The sequence below is a fragment of the Thermoplasma sp. genome, from assembly GCF_008709555.1.
In the GTDB taxonomy this organism is placed as follows: domain Archaea; phylum Thermoplasmatota; class Thermoplasmata; order Thermoplasmatales; family Thermoplasmataceae; genus Thermoplasma.
On record NZ_VYIJ01000003.1, the window covers coordinates 97,186 to 113,311 of the forward strand.

At 46.8% G+C, this 16,126-nt stretch carries 20 protein-coding genes and 1 tRNA gene; 8 read left to right on the top strand and 13 right to left on the bottom strand.

What is annotated here, in order from left to right; translation table 11 throughout:
- Positions 1-62: 62 nt before the first annotated feature.
- From F6Q11_RS02180 to F6Q11_RS02200, 5 genes are all read right to left on the bottom strand, one after another.
- Positions 63-749, bottom strand: coding sequence for a transcription initiation factor IIB family protein (locus F6Q11_RS02180; protein ID WP_297026071.1), 687 nt, complete (start codon positions 747-749; stop codon positions 63-65).
- A gap of 113 nt (positions 750-862) precedes the next feature.
- The gene (locus F6Q11_RS02185; protein WP_297026072.1) at positions 863-1,105 is read right to left on the bottom strand and encodes a MoaD/ThiS family protein; all 243 of its coding nucleotides are present in this window, start codon (positions 1,103-1,105) and stop codon (positions 863-865) included.
- Complete coding sequence (locus tag F6Q11_RS02190; RefSeq protein WP_297026073.1) at positions 1,102-2,265, bottom strand: aminotransferase class V-fold PLP-dependent enzyme; 1,164 nt, start codon at positions 2,263-2,265, stop codon at positions 1,102-1,104. Before F6Q11_RS02190 ends, F6Q11_RS02185 begins: the two co-directional genes overlap by 4 nt.
- Before the next feature lie 151 nt (positions 2,266-2,416).
- Entirely contained in the window at positions 2,417-3,622 is a 1,206-nt protein-coding gene (locus F6Q11_RS02195; protein ID WP_297026074.1) for a DUF790 family protein, read from the bottom strand.
- Positions 3,609-4,970, bottom strand: coding sequence for a DEAD/DEAH box helicase (locus F6Q11_RS02200; RefSeq protein ID WP_297026075.1), 1,362 nt, complete (start codon positions 4,968-4,970; stop codon positions 3,609-3,611). Before F6Q11_RS02200 ends, F6Q11_RS02195 begins: the two co-directional genes overlap by 14 nt.
- 183 nt (positions 4,971-5,153) lie before the next feature.
- Here F6Q11_RS02200 and F6Q11_RS02205 point away from each other — a divergent pair, with 183 nt between their 5' ends.
- Both F6Q11_RS02205 and ribA read left to right on the top strand, forming a co-directional pair.
- Positions 5,154-6,299, top strand: a complete 1,146-nt coding sequence (locus tag F6Q11_RS02205; RefSeq protein WP_297026076.1) for a class I SAM-dependent methyltransferase — start codon at positions 5,154-5,156, stop codon at positions 6,297-6,299.
- Between the two features lie 51 nt (positions 6,300-6,350).
- The gene (gene ribA / locus F6Q11_RS02210; protein WP_297026077.1) at positions 6,351-6,938 is read left to right on the top strand and encodes a GTP cyclohydrolase II; all 588 of its coding nucleotides are present in this window, start codon (positions 6,351-6,353) and stop codon (positions 6,936-6,938) included.
- Positions 6,939-7,028: 90 nt separating this feature from the next.
- On the opposite strand, the gene F6Q11_RS02215 is transcribed toward ribA, so the two are convergent.
- Both F6Q11_RS02215 and F6Q11_RS02220 read right to left on the bottom strand, forming a co-directional pair.
- Entirely contained in the window at positions 7,029-7,625 is a 597-nt protein-coding gene (locus F6Q11_RS02215; RefSeq protein ID WP_297026078.1) for an indolepyruvate oxidoreductase subunit beta, read from the bottom strand.
- Positions 7,613-9,430, bottom strand: a complete 1,818-nt coding sequence (locus F6Q11_RS02220) for an indolepyruvate ferredoxin oxidoreductase subunit alpha (protein WP_297026079.1) — start codon at positions 9,428-9,430, stop codon at positions 7,613-7,615. The genes F6Q11_RS02215 and F6Q11_RS02220 overlap by 13 nt, the downstream gene beginning before the upstream one ends.
- 224 nt (positions 9,431-9,654) lie before the next feature.
- On the opposite strand from F6Q11_RS02220, the gene F6Q11_RS02225 reads away from it, so the two are divergent.
- From F6Q11_RS02225 to F6Q11_RS02240, 4 genes are all read left to right on the top strand, one after another.
- Entirely contained in the window at positions 9,655-10,440 is a 786-nt protein-coding gene (locus F6Q11_RS02225) for a peptidylprolyl isomerase (RefSeq protein WP_297026080.1), read from the top strand.
- Positions 10,427-11,182 (top strand): RNA methyltransferase, encoded by a 756-nt coding sequence (locus F6Q11_RS02230; RefSeq protein WP_297026081.1) that lies wholly within the window; start codon positions 10,427-10,429, stop codon positions 11,180-11,182. Before F6Q11_RS02225 ends, F6Q11_RS02230 begins: the two co-directional genes overlap by 14 nt.
- Entirely contained in the window at positions 11,157-11,480 is a 324-nt protein-coding gene (locus F6Q11_RS02235) for a DsrE family protein (RefSeq protein WP_297026082.1), read from the top strand. Before F6Q11_RS02230 ends, F6Q11_RS02235 begins: the two co-directional genes overlap by 26 nt.
- Positions 11,481-11,541: 61 nt before the next feature.
- Positions 11,542-11,615, top strand: a tRNA-Thr gene (locus F6Q11_RS02240).
- Positions 11,616-11,675: 60 nt separating this feature from the next.
- Here F6Q11_RS02240 and F6Q11_RS02245 read toward each other — a convergent pair.
- The 3 genes from F6Q11_RS02245 to F6Q11_RS02255 form a co-directional block, all read right to left on the bottom strand.
- On the bottom strand, positions 11,676-12,518 hold the full coding sequence (locus F6Q11_RS02245) for a DMT family transporter (RefSeq protein WP_297026083.1): 843 nt from the start codon (positions 12,516-12,518) through the stop codon (positions 11,676-11,678).
- A 141-nt stretch (positions 12,519-12,659) separates the two neighbouring features.
- Positions 12,660-13,307, bottom strand: coding sequence for a zinc ribbon domain-containing protein (locus F6Q11_RS02250; RefSeq protein WP_297026084.1), 648 nt, complete (start codon positions 13,305-13,307; stop codon positions 12,660-12,662).
- A gap of 52 nt (positions 13,308-13,359) precedes the next feature.
- Positions 13,360-13,662 (bottom strand): transcription factor S, encoded by a 303-nt coding sequence (locus tag F6Q11_RS02255; protein WP_297026085.1) that lies wholly within the window; start codon positions 13,660-13,662, stop codon positions 13,360-13,362.
- A 162-nt stretch (positions 13,663-13,824) separates the two neighbouring features.
- Here F6Q11_RS02255 and F6Q11_RS02260 point away from each other — a divergent pair, with 162 nt between their 5' ends.
- Positions 13,825-14,226 (top strand): CoA-binding protein, encoded by a 402-nt coding sequence (locus F6Q11_RS02260; RefSeq protein WP_297026086.1) that lies wholly within the window; start codon positions 13,825-13,827, stop codon positions 14,224-14,226.
- 68 nt (positions 14,227-14,294) lie between these two features.
- Positions 14,295-14,585: a hypothetical protein gene (locus F6Q11_RS02265; protein WP_297026087.1), complete on the top strand. Its 291-nt coding sequence runs from the start codon at positions 14,295-14,297 to the stop codon at positions 14,583-14,585.
- A 21-nt stretch (positions 14,586-14,606) separates the two neighbouring features.
- Here F6Q11_RS02265 and F6Q11_RS02270 read toward each other — a convergent pair whose 3' ends face one another.
- Genes F6Q11_RS02270 through F6Q11_RS02280 form a run of 3 tightly spaced genes read right to left on the bottom strand, consistent with a single transcriptional unit; the run spans position 14,607 to position 16,120 of the window.
- Positions 14,607-14,978 carry a succinate dehydrogenase hydrophobic membrane anchor subunit gene (locus F6Q11_RS02270; RefSeq protein ID WP_297026088.1) on the bottom strand — a complete coding sequence of 124 codons (372 nt, stop codon included), beginning with the start codon at positions 14,976-14,978 and terminating at the stop codon, positions 14,607-14,609.
- Complete coding sequence (locus F6Q11_RS02275) at positions 14,978-15,391, bottom strand: succinate dehydrogenase (protein WP_297026089.1); 414 nt, start codon at positions 15,389-15,391, stop codon at positions 14,978-14,980. Before F6Q11_RS02275 ends, F6Q11_RS02270 begins: the two co-directional genes overlap by 1 nt.
- A 3-nt stretch (positions 15,392-15,394) precedes the next feature.
- Positions 15,395-16,120, bottom strand: a complete 726-nt coding sequence (locus F6Q11_RS02280) for a succinate dehydrogenase iron-sulfur subunit (protein ID WP_297026090.1) — start codon at positions 16,118-16,120, stop codon at positions 15,395-15,397.
- Positions 16,121-16,126 lie beyond the last annotated feature (6 nt).

Here is a 16,126-nt window from a genome sequence, read left to right on the forward strand (position 1 = left end):
TTATGAGTATCCTTGCCGTATTCAGGCTATCGCGATCTCCTATGTTAGTTTTACCCGTGCGCTCACGTATCTGGAGTTCCCATGGAGAGATACTCCGACATCTCCTTGTACGTCTTGATGAGCGTCACCTCGGTTATGCCAGTCTTCTTGACTATGTATCTCTGAACAAGGTGTTTTGAAAGCCTTTCTGAGGCAAGGTATATTGCGGAAACTGCAATGGTGGATGGAGCTTTTCTCATTATCTTAATCTCACGTGATAACTGCTGCACAAGCGCTATTGCCTCGCTTCTCACATCGTCGTCAACGTTTAGCAGTTCAGAGTATCTCTCAACGAAATCCATGGGCCTGGCTGATATGGACGGCGTCTTCATGTTCTTCACTATGGCATTCTCCGTTCTCCAGACGCGCGATGGATCGATGTGCATATTTTTTGCAATGTATTTCAGGGTCATGGGATTTGCATGCATCCTTGATGCTATCAGAACGCATGCGGCTAGAACGGCGATGCAGCCTCTCCCGCGCGAAACCCCTTTAGAAGAGCTCTCAAGGTAGAGCTTTAGAGCATCGATCATCACACTGTCAGGCAGATCCGCCATGAGGCCCGATCTCTTAAGATATGGAGCTATCCTGTTCAGGTTCTCGTCCTTTGAAACATTCTCTGGAATTCTAAATCCTCTGTATCTTTTCAATCTCCCAAGAAAACCGGATACAAGTTCATCCTTCTCCAATTCTGTCTCTGGTCTTTCCACATATGCATATTGAAACAAAGATATATAAACATAGTGTAATTATTTGACATATAAGATCTCTGTCCGAAGATCTGCGTATCTGAACTATGCTTATATCCAGCGGTATTCATTGATCAGCCGCCGGATACATGCGGCATTATGGCGACAACATCACCGTCCGAGAGAACCTCACCCGGTTCCGCATATCTGAAGTTTCTTGCTACGAAAAGCGCATTCCCGTTAAATACTTCTGGATAGCGTTGTTTCAACATATCTATGAGATCGGAAATATGCTTCCCATCATCTATCTGGATCCTCTCGCTCTCCTTTCCAACTCTCTCACGGTAATATGCGAAGTATTTCACGGTAACGTTCACATCTGACCACCTCCGTTCTTCTTGGTCAGATCATAGAGGATCTCCTGCGCCTTTTTCACACCATCGCCTATGCGTACCTTTTCACCGCACTTAGCCGCAGCCCTCTCTATCACAGATAGAGCTGCGAGGGCGTCGAAATCATTCACATAGCCCATATGTCCTATCCTGAAGTATCTCCCGGCGATCTTGGGATGCACCCCCGTGGCGAACTCAATGCCGAGATCCATCGCCCCCCTCACTATCTCATCCGCGTGATCCGACAGCACAGCTGTGACCGTGTTGCTCCAGAGATCTCTTTCTGCCAGGACCTTCAGACCTGCCGCCTCTATACCTTCATTGAGGGCGAGGCTCAACCTTCGATGCTCCTCGATCCTTTCATCTAGTCCAGCCGCCCGTATATCCGAGAACACCCTGCTCAGGGATAGAACAACGCCAACAGGCTCCGTTGATAGGTATCCATTCTTTGCCTCTAGGTAGCGTTCCATCGGCGTTATCCAGTTCTTCAGATTGAAGAAATAGCTGAAATCGTTTATATGGTCAAGTGCAGATCTTGAAACAACGATCAATGCAGCTCCAGGCGGTGCACCAAGTGCCTTCTGGCTCGCGCTGATGATTGCGGTTATGCCAAGCCTGGCTATATCCTCCTTCTCCGCTCCTAAACTGGCAACCCCATCAACTATGATGCGATCCACGTGTTCTCTGGCAATTTTAGATACCTTTTCAATATCTATCCGTACCCCAGTGCTGGTCTCAACATGGGTCATTATGAGGTTCTGGTATCTACCCGTATCAAGTTTTTTCCTGACATCATCCAGAGAAACCGATCTTCCGGGTTCAGCAGAAAGTACGTCAAGATCAAGGCCATGCGAGGACAGTATTGGTATCCATCTGTCCCCGAAGACACCGTTGGTCAGGAGCAGTGTTCTGGATCCCTTCGGGATTATGGATGTTACGGTTTCCATGGCAACAGTTCCGCTTCCGGGCAGTATAAATGGCAGGTAAGTATCATCCGCGCCTGCAACGTACAGCAGTCCTTCGAGAGAATTCTTCATTGCCTCAAGAAAGTCAGGAGATGCAAAACCGGTATTTTCTGAGACACCGGCCATCTGCACTCTGTAGCTGGTGAACGATGGGCCAACATGCATGAGCTTTCTCTGCATAGTTTAAGATATATGCATGAATATTAACCTTATCGATGCAGTCCAGATCGGTCTTAAACGGACAGGGCCTTCGCAGGGACAGAATGCTTATCAGATCAGGCTGACTCGTGGACACCATCGTGTATATGCAATATCGATTCTGGATCGCTGATCATTGAGATCTCATAACCTCTGGAAGTATACCATTCCATCTTATTCTGTATCCGATCCTTTCAAGGTAGGATAGCGGTATCCTGCGTCTGTCCAGCAGATCAAGAATGGCCTCCGTATCTGGATAAAGACTGTCTATCTCCTCCTTCAGAGGATCCACGCTTACTGGATACTCCTGTGAGGCACGGGCCATCACGGCATCCCAGTCAACCCTGGTCCTGAAGCAAAGTATGCCCTGGAATTTTTTGCATTCGCCTACGACAACCGTTATCCACCTTATCCCAGCAGATCTTATCAGTTCGTCACGCTTTCTTATGGCCTCCGGACTCATATGGTATACGACGTCAACGTATACCTGCTGTCCGTTAATTTCGATCACGCGTGTCGGGAAAAACACCCTTGTTCCTATCACTACGGGATCGGGAAACGTTTCCTGATCATCGATGGCCGTGGTGGGAAGGTAGTAGGATATGGAGCTGTCCAGATCCACACTGTACAGTTTGCCCTTCAGATCTACCTCTGCGTGCAGTGTCCACCCAGAGAACGCGGCAAGTTTTTCCACGGATCTTGCGATCGCGGATCCATACCTTTCCATGTTGTTGAATACGGAATTTGGCCCGTCTATGCGGACGCTCCTGAGAGGATTGCCCTGTGCCTCAAATATCAGACCCTGACGCTTGATCAACGAGATGAAACGGTACCAGTTGCCGATACCGGAAATCTCCAGGAATCTGGATCTGGACATGAGCGTAGTCAGTTCCTCAAGGTTGTACCTCCTGTTTAGATCCTCAGGGCTTACTGCAGGGCACTGTTCTAGCACATTCTCTGAGTCCATATCTCCATAAAGGGCCTCCTCGATGTCCTGGGAGGATACGGAGAAATGTTCAGCAGCCCTGGCGATCTTTTCCTGCCTCTCCTCAGGTGATACGGCAGGACCCATCTGAAAGAGAAAATTCCTGACCTCTCTGCTGTTGACCTTCGATCTGTTTCTAAATTTAGATAAACGCTCCATTATGAGTGCAAGGCCCCTGACGATCTTCGGATTTCTTATGCCATACTCGATGTTGACTATCTCCTTTGCAATTTCCCTGCGCGTCCTGCCCGTTGACGATCTGAAAACCTCTATGATCCTCTCAGCTATCTCAGTGCGGTCTGGCGCAATCATGAGCGGTCTCAGCGTGCCGTCCTGTGCCTTACGAACCACCATCAGTTCTGCCGGGAACACCCTTTCGCCTCCTTCTTGAAACTCCGTATTCAGAGGTTTCCGCCGTGACGAGTTCGTACAGGATCGCCTTCTTCCCAGCGGATGGCCTTAATATCCTTCCCAGGCGCTGCCTGAACTGTCTCATGCTTCCTGATCCGCTCACAACTATGGCCACGGATGCATCAGGAAAATCTACACCCTCATCTAGGACCCTGGATGTCGCTATGGCGTTTATCTTCCCCTCCCTGAACATTGCAGGTATCTGCTCGCGTTCATCCTTATCGGTCAGGTAGGTTATTGCAGGGATCAGGAATTCCCTGGAGATTGCATACGCCGTCTCCGTATCCTCTGCGAATACCAGTATCTTCTCTCCACGGTGCTTTGAAATCAGTGTACGTAGCATCTCCATTTTACCACGCGAGTTGAAGGCGATCTCCCTAGACTTTCTCCATGCTATCAGAGCCTCCCTGCCCTCTGGCGTCCAGGAGCTCCTTATGAATTTTTCGAAATCCCATGGCCCCCGCATGGTCATCCTGTGCCTCCTGAGATAGGAAACAAACGTCTCGTGATACCGCTGGTATTCAGAATATTCCTCATCTGTTAGCTCTATCGGGATCCTAGCGATGGTGTAGTCAGCAAGATACTCATCGATCTCCTCGTAACCGAGTTCAAAGATCTTGCCTCCCATTATCTGCTCGAGGACCTTCTGAAGTCCATCCGTCCTCTCATATGTTGCTGTTAGACCCATCCTGAAAGGTGCCGTATACATAAGCGGTATCATCCTCAGCTTCTCAGAAGCAAGGTGGTGTACTTCGTCGGCTATTATCAACGAGAACCTGTTTCCGTACTTCTCCGCCATGAGATAGGCTGAGTCATATGTTGATACCGTGATATCTCTCTCATCATGCTCTCCACCGCCTATCTGCCCGGCATCCACATCGAATGTTTCCTTAATTCTCTTTTTCCATTGGGAGAGCAGGTCTATGGTTGGTACAAGTATCAGTGCCTTCTCAGATACGGCCTGGATAGCCGCCATTCCTATATGCGTTTTCCCTGCGGCTGTCGGGAGGACCACGGTCCCTCTCATTCCGTTCTTCTTCCATTCCTCAAGTGCCTGTGACTGGTATGGCCTGAGCGATATGTTGCCGTTGAGAACCAGCTTTTTGCGATCCATGACCCTGTCGACAATATCTATACCTGAATCCCTGAAGAATGAAAGTATCCTGGGATAGTTAACGCCAAGGGATCTGTAGCAGGAGACCCTCTGATCGAAGACGGCGAGATCCTCGGGAATGCTGCCGTCGTATCCCCTGACAACTATGGACCCTCCGGAATATATGATCTCAGGCACAAAAAGACCATTCCCATGCCTATAATAAATATTTCTGGTAATTTCCATTATCCCAGAACGCACGGAATAGATCCTGCGATACCTATCGCTTACTGAGAGTTTACGATAGAAACACAACGATTTTCAATCGCCATGGCATAGGGATGGAAGGATGCGGTAGCGTCCTGGTGGTGTCCACAGAGAATGAAAAACATGCCCGGGCAGAATATGGAGGATATACTCAGCAGATGCCTCAGAGACCGGCAATACAGAAGAAAGGTCAATGAGAAGATAAATGAGATGGTTAAATTGATAGATGCTGGGCATGCGCTTGAGGACTCTCCACTGGCAGATCTGGCCAGGTCAAGGATTAGAGTGAGGAAAAAGTACGACCTCTGGGATAGAATCTTTATGGACAGTTACTCGGCTCAGTATTCCACGCCGGAGATCATAGCCAGATACCGTGCAGGGAGAATAGATGAAGATGTCCTTGACATAGGTTCAGGATCCGGGATGCAGTGCATCATGTTCGGGCTGAGATCCGGTTGCACCGGTATAGAGCGAGAGAAGATCCGTTATATTTCAGCCATGATCAATGCAGAGGTCTATGGATCAAAGAGCAGATTCAGAAACGAAGATTTCTACGAAGCAACATTTGGATCTGCTGATTTGGTATTCTCTGACCCGCTGCGTATGAATACGCGTAACGTCAGAGATCTGATTCCATCGCCATACGACATAATGGAGAAAATAAAGGCTGATGCATACGTATTTGATCTTCCACCACATGCCGATCTCAGGACCATCGAGTTCAGCGGCGAAAAGGAGTACATATCCGTTGGTGGAGTTCTATCAAGGTTCACAGTCTATATCGGGAGGCATGCGGAATCCGATTTCTCTGCGCACATACTTCCCGCTGGAATCCATCTGACAGGATCTCGCTACACAGGTGGTTTTGCTGAACCACGCATCTACGACTACATATATGTTCTGGATCCTGCTGTTTCAGAAGCTGGGCTATTCGAGGATTTCTCCGATATGGCGCTGATCTCAAAGGATGAAAGGCGCACAGTGCTATCGCATGCCTCGTTCAGGAGAAATTTTCCAGGATCGGTTTTCTCCGTTTACGGTATATACGACTGGCCAGGCCTGGAGGCAGAGATTGCATCGGTCAGGCCGAACAAGGTGTATCTCAGGTACAGTATTCCGAGTGATCAATACTATGAGGTGACGAGGAGGCTTGAACAGAGGAATGGATCGGGCGATGTTTACGTGTTCAGGTTTTCTGATAGATATGTTCTGGCAAATAAAATTTATGATGTGAATTATAATAATATATCCAATTTATAATCATAAAAAACAATGTTTTTATAAAGGCAAGGAATTACTTTCGACGCAAAGATGATAGATCTTTATTCAGACGCAAGACTACCAACAGAATTTGGTCTTTTCAGGATATATACATTTGTAAATGATGAGAACAAGGATCATGCGGTCATCGTGAGGGGCGATCCTAGGGGAAAGGAGGATGTTCCGGTTAGGATACATTCCGAGTGCCTGACCGGCGATGTTCTGGGTTCCCTGAGGTGCGATTGCAGGGATCAGCTTATACAGTCCTTGAGATATCTCGGAAGGCAGGACTACGGTATGCTGATATACCTAAGACAGGAGGGCAGGGGCATCGGCCTCCTCAACAAGATAAAGGCCTACAGCCTTCAGGACAGCGGCGCCGATACCGTTGAGGCAAATCTGAAACTTGGCCTTCCGGTGGACAGCAGGGATTACTCATTCGCCTCTGAGGTCATAAAATTCTTCGAGATAAAGTCAATATACATAATGACGAACAATCCAGAGAAGATGAAGGCGCTCATAGAGAGCGGTATAAACGTGAAGGGTCGGATACCGATATTCAGTGATCCAACGCCATACGATAAGTTCTATCTTGAGACAAAGAAGATAAAACTTGGCCATGAGATAGAAAACATATAAAAATAAGATGGCTACATAGGAAGGGTTTCATTTATTTTTATACCCCAATGCCGGATCAAAATTTTGAGGAGCGGGAATCTCCAAACAACCTCAGCGAGTTATCGCTGGCCTGGATCCCCCATTATTCTTGGCGGTCAAAGCCTGGCTGTATCCGGCGTTCAGGCATTTCCTGTTCAGATCAGTGATCATGGCCTTTTCAAATGCCTCCCTCGGTATTTTCCCAAAGAAGCCCATACCCAGCATGAACCCTATGATAACAGCATTCGATCCCTTTGGATTGCCCGCATCCTTCGCCATCTCTTCGCCATCAACGATGTAATATGAAAATGCCTGCAGCTTCTCCACGACTGCATCAATATCTGGTGCATTTACACTGGGTACCACTGGTTTTATGGTCTGCCTGTTCAAAATGAATACCGTGCTCTTATTGGCGTAGGACAGGTTCCTGAGAACCTCGCTTGCCTCAAGACCGACAATAAAATCTGCGCGCCCCTTCTCTATGAGAGGCGCTATAACATCTCCGATCCTTATGTGTACCTGCACTGATCCCCCTCTCTGTGATAGACCATGGGTCTCTGCAACGAGAACCTTCACGCCTGCATTCACCGCGGCATTGCCGATCATCTTCCCCATCGTTATTATTCCCTGGCCTCCTACACCTGTGAGCAGTATGTTTATGCGTTCCATGCTTCATCCCATCCGACAGGTTTCTCTCCCTTTACGGATATGGCGTTGAAAGGGCATACCTCCACGCATGCACCGCAGCCTATGCAGCTATCATCAATGGTAGCCTTCTTGTTTGAGAGCGGAAGTATAGATGGGCAGGTAAAGAAATTATAGCATATGGTACACCCAGTACACTTGTCCTGATCCACATATGCCTTCGGCGTTTCTGAATCTATCTTATCAAGCACCTCCAGAGCGCATGCTCTCTTGGCTATGACGACGGCTGGTTTTCCCGTATTTTTTACGTACTCTGCAGCATTCTGAATGGATTTCTCGCCTGATTCAGCATCGAAGGGATCGAACGTCTCCACGTATTCAACACCCATGGCCCTGCAGACATTTCCTATATCTATGGCCGTTGATGGACTGGGCTGCTGGCCTGTCATGGCGGTTGATCTGTTGTCCAGAACCACTATTAGCTCAGCGGTTCTGTTGTAGACGGCATTTGCCACACCCTCCATGCCGCTGTGGAAGAACGTGGAATCACCTATAACAGCCACTGGAACGGCGTCTGTAGATCTGAACACACCGTTGCTTATCCCAAGGCTGGATCCCATGTTCGTGGCTGCATCCTGTTCCCTGAACGGTGGCAATGCACCGAGCGTATAACAGCCTATGTCCCCAGAGAAGAAGGAATTCTGCATTGATACTCTGCTAAGGCCCTTCTTTATGTCATAGAACGAGGACCTGTGCGGGCATCCAGGGCACAGGGCTGGAGGCCTGGGAGTCAGCGGTTCATCCTGTAAAATTGAACCCTCATACTTCATCCCATAGAATGTGTAGAGACCGCCTTTAAGTTTCTCAAAGGTCATCTCGCCTTCCATCGGTATCAGATCTTTGCCATGAAACTCCACCATGATGCCATTCTTAAGGAGTATGTCCGCCACCTGCATCTCTATCACAGGATCATTTTCCTCAACCACAAGCACCCTCTTCATCCCGTTAACGTATTTCAGAATGGTCTTCTCAGGAACGGGGACGGTCGCGTCAAGACGGAGGACATTTGCATGTATGCCTGTTTCGTCCAGCGTTTCCCTGACATATGAATAGGATATGCCTCCAGTGATTATGATGGCGTCTCCCTCGCCAGGATCGTAGGAGCAGAGAGAAGCCAGATAATCAGATATGCTGTGCCACCTCTCAAGCTGTTTCTTTCTGTCATTTCTGGCATTCTCAGGGGCAAGAACATAGGTACTTGGATCCTTAACCACCCTGCCCCTCTGAGGTTCGTGATCATCTGAGTATACCACTCTGGATCTTACATGACCTATTCTTGTGGTTGTCCGCACGATCACTGGATGATGAAATCTTCTGCTTATCTCAAACGCCTTCATGGTCAGGTCGTATGCACTCTGCACATCATATGGTTCAAGCACTGGGATCAGCGCATGCAGTCCATAGAACCTGTTGTCCTGTTCATTTTGCGAGGACCACATGGAAGAGTCATCAGCGGAAACTATGACAAGCGATCCATTGATCCCCGTGTACGAGGAGCTGAACAGAGGATCAGAGGCGACGTTGAGTCCAACATGCTTCACAGCTACAAGCCCTGATCCACCGCTTATAGCAGCACCATAGGCCGTTTCAAAGGCGATCTTTTCATTGATGCTCCATTCCACGTACACGTCTTGTCCCAGTCTCTTTATATTTTCTATTATCTCCGTGGATGGTGTGCCTGGATATCCAGCTGCAACGCTTACGCCAGCATGAATTGCAGCCGCCGCTATCGCTTCATTGCCGATCATGAACTTTGCTTTCGGCATCATTCATAGTATCGCACACGTGGTATGTAAATATGACGTATCTGATCGAAATAATTTGCCAATATGACCATAGACCATTTCATGTGTATGTCGCTTGCTTTGTGATTACCATAAACCAGAGAAAAGTTTATATATCGAACATATGATACGATTATTATCTATATTTTATATATAAAAAAGAATGACAAACCTAAAATAGTGATTATTTATAACCTTGCAGTTTAAAGGTGAAACCGTTGAACGATGGAGATTTCATAAAGATCGAGTTTGAGATGCGCGTTGGTGAGGATAAGAAACTTGTTTCAACAAGCAAGGCCGATCTGGCAAAGCAGAATGATATATTTGATGAGAACGCAAGATATGGCGATATAGTCGTGATCGTTGGTCAGGAGGGTATATTCAAGGAGGTAAACGAAGCCTTCAAGAAGGCAGAACCCGGGCAGGAGATCGAGGTTGAGGTGCCGCCCGAGGATGCCTTCGGTCAGCGCCTGCCATCAAACATAAAGATACACACGATGAGGGAGTTCCAGCGCCTGAACATAGATCCTCAGGTCGGAAAAGAGGTGGAGATCAACAGGAGAGTTGGAAGAATAATATCGGTCACTCCGGGAAGAGTCCTCGTGGACTACAACCACAGATGGGCCGGTAAAACGGTATACTACAAGTTCAAGATAAATGGCGTTATAACAGATCCTGTTGAAAAGGTGAAGGCAATAATAGCAAACAATTACGATCCAGAAGGCTTCAACGTCTCGCTGGACAGCGATATAAGGATAGAGATACCTGAGGGAGCAAAATTCAGCCTTCCATGGCTTGATGCAAAATACAACATTGTTAATACAGTGAGGAAATACGTTCCTGGCTATGATATAGTGATGCTTGAGGTGTACAAGAAGCAGGAAGAGCAGAAGGCTGAGGCAGAGCAGAAGAAGGAAGAAACCGCATCAAACGAAGCAAAGCCAGAGGCCACCGAGATCAAGCAGGACCAGAAGCAGGAGAATGTCCAGAACTGAATACCTATCCGAGAACGTTTACGTTGTTCTCGTATACCCAAAGTATCAGGGAAATATAGGTGCCGTGGCCAGATCGATGTGGAACTCTGGTCTGCGGCATTTAATAATAATCGGCAACAGGCCAGATGACGAGGCCTTTGCCAGATCGATGGGTGGAAGATTCATCCTTGAGAACGCCGAAATATACGACAATTTTCATTCCATTATCCCGAAGTTTAATGTTATAGCCGCCACATCCAGCACTGCTTCAAGCAACGAAAAGCATTTCAGAAGGCTTCCGATGACTCCAGAAAAATTCTGGGAGGAGATGTCGCATCAGACCGGTAAGATAGCGCTAGTGTTCGGCAGGGAGGATGATGGTCTTCGTAATGAAGAAATAGAGAAATGCAACTATTTCATAAGCATACCTGGAAATCCTGAGTATCCTGTTTACAACCTCTCGCATGCCGTCGCGATAATACTCTACGTGATGTTCACGAGATTCAATCCGCCAGAGGATATAGAGATAGCGGCAATAGCACCAGATCATGAGGATCTTATGCTGAAGAACGTTATGGAGATCCTGAGGCTTACGTCATATCCAGATCACAAGATGAGAAACACTGAGCTTCTCCTCCGTAGATTGATAGCGAGATCGCGGATGAGTGATCGCGAGTATTTCAGGATAATGGGGGTCATAAGAAGGGTAAAGGAGAACCTGCAGGGGTCTTTGGAAAATGAAAGTGATAATCAACGTAACTGAAATGGAAAAGGTCGGTATCACCATAACCAGTGCATTCAACCTGCTGCGCGAGGATCCATCTGCAATCGTGGAGATCGTCTTTCATTCAAACGCCGTAACTTTTCTGGCCGATGCAAATAACAGCGAAAGAGTCAAAGGTATGGTCAAAGCCGGCATGAGCGTTGTTGCATGCAGGAACTCTCTCATATCGAAGAATATAAGCGAGGCATCGATCCTCGAAGGTGTACGCATCGTGAATGCTGGCATATATGAGGTACTGAAGAGGGAGTCTGAAGGTTGGCTTTACATAAAGCTTTGATTTCCAGGATCGATGGGGATTGAAAAATTCATGTATATCTGTTGCATCTCATCCTATCCCTGCCGTCGTAGCTCAGCCTGGTAGAGCGCGTGCTTGGTAAGCACGAGGTCGCGGGTCCAAACCCCGTCGGCGGCTCTCACCCCTTCGTAATAACTTTAATTTCATCTCCATAGATGGCAGTTCTTCAGAGGAGGATCAGGAGCTTGTTTCTCTGACTATCGATATGCCTCTTTTCAATCTCGATATGAATATGCCAGTGAACATGGTGATGACGCCGACTATCTCCATTATGTCAGGTACTTCGTGATCTATGAATATGGAAAGTATCATGGTGAAGATAGGCACAGAGAAGGCCAGAACTGTTATCTTGTTAACAGAGCTCATCTTTATCATCATGTTCCAGAGGATGAACTGAATCGATCCACCAAGGATAGCCATCCACAGGACATCAGCAATGAATGATACACCTGGATCGAACTTAGTATCAAGGGGTATATATGCAAGGAGTATGACACCGCCAATGAAGAACTGCATGGTGTTGATGGAAACAGGGTCTTCTTCCTTCAGTTTTCTGTAGAATACAGTGAATAGCGCCCAGAAGACAGCATTGGCTATGGTGAGCACCGCACCGAATAGTGTGAATCCATGCATCAGGGGAAGTCCGTAGATAATGATACCTGCGAAGCCTATTGCAATGCCAGCTGTCTCTATTGCAGATGACTTCTCCTTTATCATGAGGAATGCGATCGGCAGGGAGAACACAGGCATTGAATAACTGAGGATGGCCGACTCCGCCGGGGAGACGTAGACGAGGCCATAGGCCCAGAGGGCCGTGCTCGTGGATGTCATTATTGAAAGAATTACAACGTTCCATGAGAGCTTCATATGCCTGGCAAAAGGAAGGAGCGTTAACCCTGCGATAAAGTACCTCATGGACATGAATATAGCTGGAGAAACCTGCTCGACTCCGTTCTTGGCGAAGTAGTAGGAGAATGAACTTATGATCACGTAGGGAATGAGGTACTTTATCTCCTTCATCGAAATGGGAGATGCCAGAGCAGATTATAAAATAACGCAGAATGAATTAATCAGGTCTTTGATATTATTATGATGCGAATAAAATAGCCCTAAGATAACGTTCGGTCTTAGATAAAAATAATTCAACAGAAATCAAAAAATCTATGGCTGCTTGAAACCGCAATAGGGGCAGTAAACAGAATCAGCAGGTATATCCTTTCCGCAGTTAGGACATTTCTTCGTTTTTGGTAAGGATGGGGGTTCATGCGCCTCAAAGACATTCTCCTTTTCCTCAGAAACGGCGGATTCAACGAATCTTGGTATGGTTTTGTTCTCTTCCTTCTTACCGGCGTTTATGTACATGCCTATATTAGCCGTTGGAGCCTTCGCCCTTGCTAGTTCTATCTCTCGTCTTCTCTCCTCCTCTATCCTCAGCTTTTCCTCCTGTTCGTGCCTGCGCTTGGCATCGGTTGTCCACCTCTCCATCTCCTTTTTCCACTTCTCTGGATCCTTTAGAACGAAAGTTGCTCTATCATCCCCCTTTTCGGTGGTGAATTCCACAGAAAGAGTCTTCTTTGTTCCGAGCTTTATCCTCGGAACTGCGGTTGATATGTTCAGGATGAGATACAGCGGTAAATCCAGGAGTATTTTAGCTGGATGAGCGTGGATGAATCCTCTATGTCCCTTCTCTTCATATATCAGTCTCTTGTCTGTGAGATACAGCGTACCCTTGAAATACTGTTCTCCTCCACGCGTCATACTGGATTTCTCCTGGAGGATCTCGTGCTCATCAGGTTCATAAACAGGCATCGTTTAAGTTAGTAAAGATTAGATATAAAAGTTTCTTATGCTGAATGCGGGTTCAGTATTCTCTCCACCTGTATCCGCATTCCTCGCATGTGTAAAATTTCGTCTCCGGCTCATCTGCGGATCTCGTCTGCTTCAGCACATACCTTGCACCCTTGTGATGGCACCGAGGACAGACAGCATCTGAATCCAGAGGCTCAACAGAAACCTCTTCTTTTATCATTATCGTTTCCTTATCGGCGCTTTTTGAAACTATTTTGATGGTCTCCTTGTTCTTTGAGATCTCATACCCACATGACGGGCATACGTATTTCCCATTCAGTGGTGTCATGAGTGAACCACACTTCGGACAGAACATAGATTTAAAGAATTACTAATTGATATTTAAAGTATACTTTAATATGGTATAATTTAAATATATACTTAATTATTAAACAGAATGTTAATTCTTCAGCATTGTCTATCATGTAGCCATTCTATTCCACAATATCTTAAATAACCAGACCTTCATTATTTTTTCATGGCCGACGATGTTGAATGGATACTAAGGAACAGCAAAAAGGTAGCTGTTGTTGGGATATCGGACAAGCCAGAAAGGGACAGCTACAGGGTTGCAAAGTATCTCTCTGATAAAGGATACGAAATAATTCCTGTCAACCCAACTATAACCACGTGGAATGGAAAGAAGGTCTATCCGGATATATCCTCTATACCTGATCCTGTGGACGTTGTGGACGTATTTCGGAGACCAGATGCAGTGCCTGAGATCGTTGATCAGGCAATAGAGAAGGGGGCAAAGGCGGTCTGGCTCCAGGAGGGTATAAGACACGAGGAATCTGAAAACAAAGCAAGGCGGAATGGCCTGAGAGTGGTATCAGACCGCTGCATGATGAAGGAACACATGAGACTGAATAATAAATGATCCTTACATGGGCGTATAATTTTTTGAATGGGTTTATATCTGATGCAGTCATGACGAGCCGGTGAAAGATGGCATTCGTCATATTGAAGAGCAAAGGTAACGATGAAGATGTCGTGAACATCTTCCTTCAGGATGATAAGGTGTCAAGAATGACCGTCCTCAAAAGAGAAGGTTCGATATATGGTGAGGATGGAACCATTTACCTTTTCGAGGGTAACGATGAGGCCGTCAGCTACGTGAGGGCAAAAAGGCCTGCCAGCATGATCGAGCTTGATCCTGAGAAGGCTGAAAAAATATACACGAAGATAAAAGAAGAAAATGACAACGCAGAGCAGGGAATGGGCTTTGTATTCGGATAAAATTTAAAGTTTCAATAAAATTTAAGCAGGAACGGTCATCCTTGCAACAAGCAAGGCTAGGATCGTTCCGTATATTATGGTTATGACGTATATCACCATCAGAGCTATGCCTATATCTCTCTTCGCTCTCTCGCTGATGCTCGTATCTGCCACTATGTGGTTCAATCCGTTTATCCCATGGTATGTTATTATGTAAACGAAGATCAGGAAGAATGCCAACCACCATGGATTATGGAGCTGATTTATGACCGAGCTGAAGAATGCCACAGGATGCCTAAAGTCTATGTGGGCAACGTACAGATGCACTCCGAGGAAGAATATCAGGAAGAGACCAGTCACCGCCTGAACAAATCTGTTAAGAGATCCATATTTCATCTTTTCATTCTCAACCATCAGAAACCAACCCCCACAAACTGAAGCGCGTAGTAATCGAAGAGACCAAGCAGTATCATTGCGATTATCTCAAAGGTGAAGAATAGAGCTTTGTGATGATACATGCCTATACCGAACTCGTTCAGCGCGAGACGCACACCATTTGCTCCATGATAGAATATCACAAGAGCAAGCAGGAAATCCAGTGCGAGAAAACTGTCATATGGCCCATAAGTTATCGATTTCACAATGGCGTTGTAGGTCGCCTGGCCCCTGAGAAGATTGGATAGAACCGTGTAGTGCAGGTACAGATAGAACAGAATCACAAGACCGGACAGCCTGTGGAAAGCAAATGCGAGATAACCGGTACCTTTCCTGTAGAACTTTGCCCATGCGCTTATACCCTCCTTCATCTCCTTATTTGCCTCAACCATCGATCATCTACCTCCAAATATGCTTGCAAGCTCTATCTTCAGAGCGGTCCTCCTGAGTTTCTGTATTGCGAAGGACGGATCAACCCCCTTCGGGCAAACCTCAGTGCATTCACCAGCAAAGTGGCATCTTGAGGTACCCTCTTCGCCGTCCACAACCTCAACCCTGTATTTCGCCCCCTTATCACGGTTATCGGCTATGTATCTCCATGCTGCAGCCAGAGGAGCAGGACCAAGGTACTGTGGATCAGAGCCTTCTATCGGGCATGCTGCCATGCACAGCCCACATTTTATGCACATCGCGAAATTCGCGTATTCATGGAACTGTTCTGGTGTCTGCGGAAGCTCCTTATCATACTTGCCGTCGTCATCCCTTATTATGTACGGTTTGACCTCCCTGTATTTTTCAAAGAAGGGATCGATATCCACGACCAGATCCCTTATCACCTTATAGTGCTTCAGGGGTTCAATCCTTATGCGATCCTTCTTGAGATCCTCGACTATGGTTGAGCATGCCATCCTTGGCTTTCCGTCGATTTCCATACCACAGCTTCCACATATCTCCATCCTGCAGGAATACCTGAACGAAAGCGACTGATCAATGTTCTCCTTTATGTATAGAAGGCCCTCCAGTACAGTGGATATCTTATCCTTAGGTACCTTGTATGTGCTGTAGTAGACCTTTCCGCTCTCATCCTTCCTCTTTATTTCAAACTCATATTCATCGGTCATGGTATC

Bases quoted from the DNA above. Each gene is read 5' to 3' on its own strand.
- F6Q11_RS02190 (WP_297026073.1), bottom strand. From the start codon at position 2,265: ATGCAGAGAAAGCTCATGCATGTTGGCCCATCGTTCACCAGCTACAGA.
- F6Q11_RS02195 (WP_297026074.1), bottom strand. From the start codon at position 3,622: ATGGTGGTTCGTAAGGCACAGGACGGCACGCTGAGACCGCTCATGATT.
- F6Q11_RS02205 (WP_297026076.1), top strand. From the start codon at position 5,154: ATGAAAAACATGCCCGGGCAGAATATGGAGGATATACTCAGCAGATGC.
- ribA (WP_297026077.1), top strand. From the start codon at position 6,351: ATGATAGATCTTTATTCAGACGCAAGACTACCAACAGAATTTGGTCTT.
- F6Q11_RS02215 (WP_297026078.1), bottom strand. From the start codon at position 7,625: ATGGAACGCATAAACATACTGCTCACAGGTGTAGGAGGCCAGGGAATA.
- F6Q11_RS02220 (WP_297026079.1), bottom strand. From the start codon at position 9,430: ATGATGCCGAAAGCAAAGTTCATGATCGGCAATGAAGCGATAGCGGCG.
- F6Q11_RS02230 (WP_297026081.1), top strand. From the start codon at position 10,427: ATGTCCAGAACTGAATACCTATCCGAGAACGTTTACGTTGTTCTCGTA.
- F6Q11_RS02235 (WP_297026082.1), top strand. From the start codon at position 11,157: ATGAAAGTGATAATCAACGTAACTGAAATGGAAAAGGTCGGTATCACC.
- F6Q11_RS02245 (WP_297026083.1), bottom strand. From the start codon at position 12,518: ATGAAGGAGATAAAGTACCTCATTCCCTACGTGATCATAAGTTCATTC.
- F6Q11_RS02250 (WP_297026084.1), bottom strand. From the start codon at position 13,307: ATGCCTGTTTATGAACCTGATGAGCACGAGATCCTCCAGGAGAAATCC.
- F6Q11_RS02255 (WP_297026085.1), bottom strand. From the start codon at position 13,662: ATGTTCTGTCCGAAGTGTGGTTCACTCATGACACCACTGAATGGGAAA.
- F6Q11_RS02260 (WP_297026086.1), top strand. From the start codon at position 13,825: ATGGCCGACGATGTTGAATGGATACTAAGGAACAGCAAAAAGGTAGCT.
- F6Q11_RS02265 (WP_297026087.1), top strand. From the start codon at position 14,295: ATGGCATTCGTCATATTGAAGAGCAAAGGTAACGATGAAGATGTCGTG.
- F6Q11_RS02270 (WP_297026088.1), bottom strand. From the start codon at position 14,978: ATGGTTGAGAATGAAAAGATGAAATATGGATCTCTTAACAGATTTGTT.
- F6Q11_RS02275 (WP_297026089.1), bottom strand. From the start codon at position 15,391: ATGGTTGAGGCAAATAAGGAGATGAAGGAGGGTATAAGCGCATGGGCA.
- F6Q11_RS02280 (WP_297026090.1), bottom strand. From the start codon at position 16,120: ATGACCGATGAATATGAGTTTGAAATAAAGAGGAAGGATGAGAGCGGA.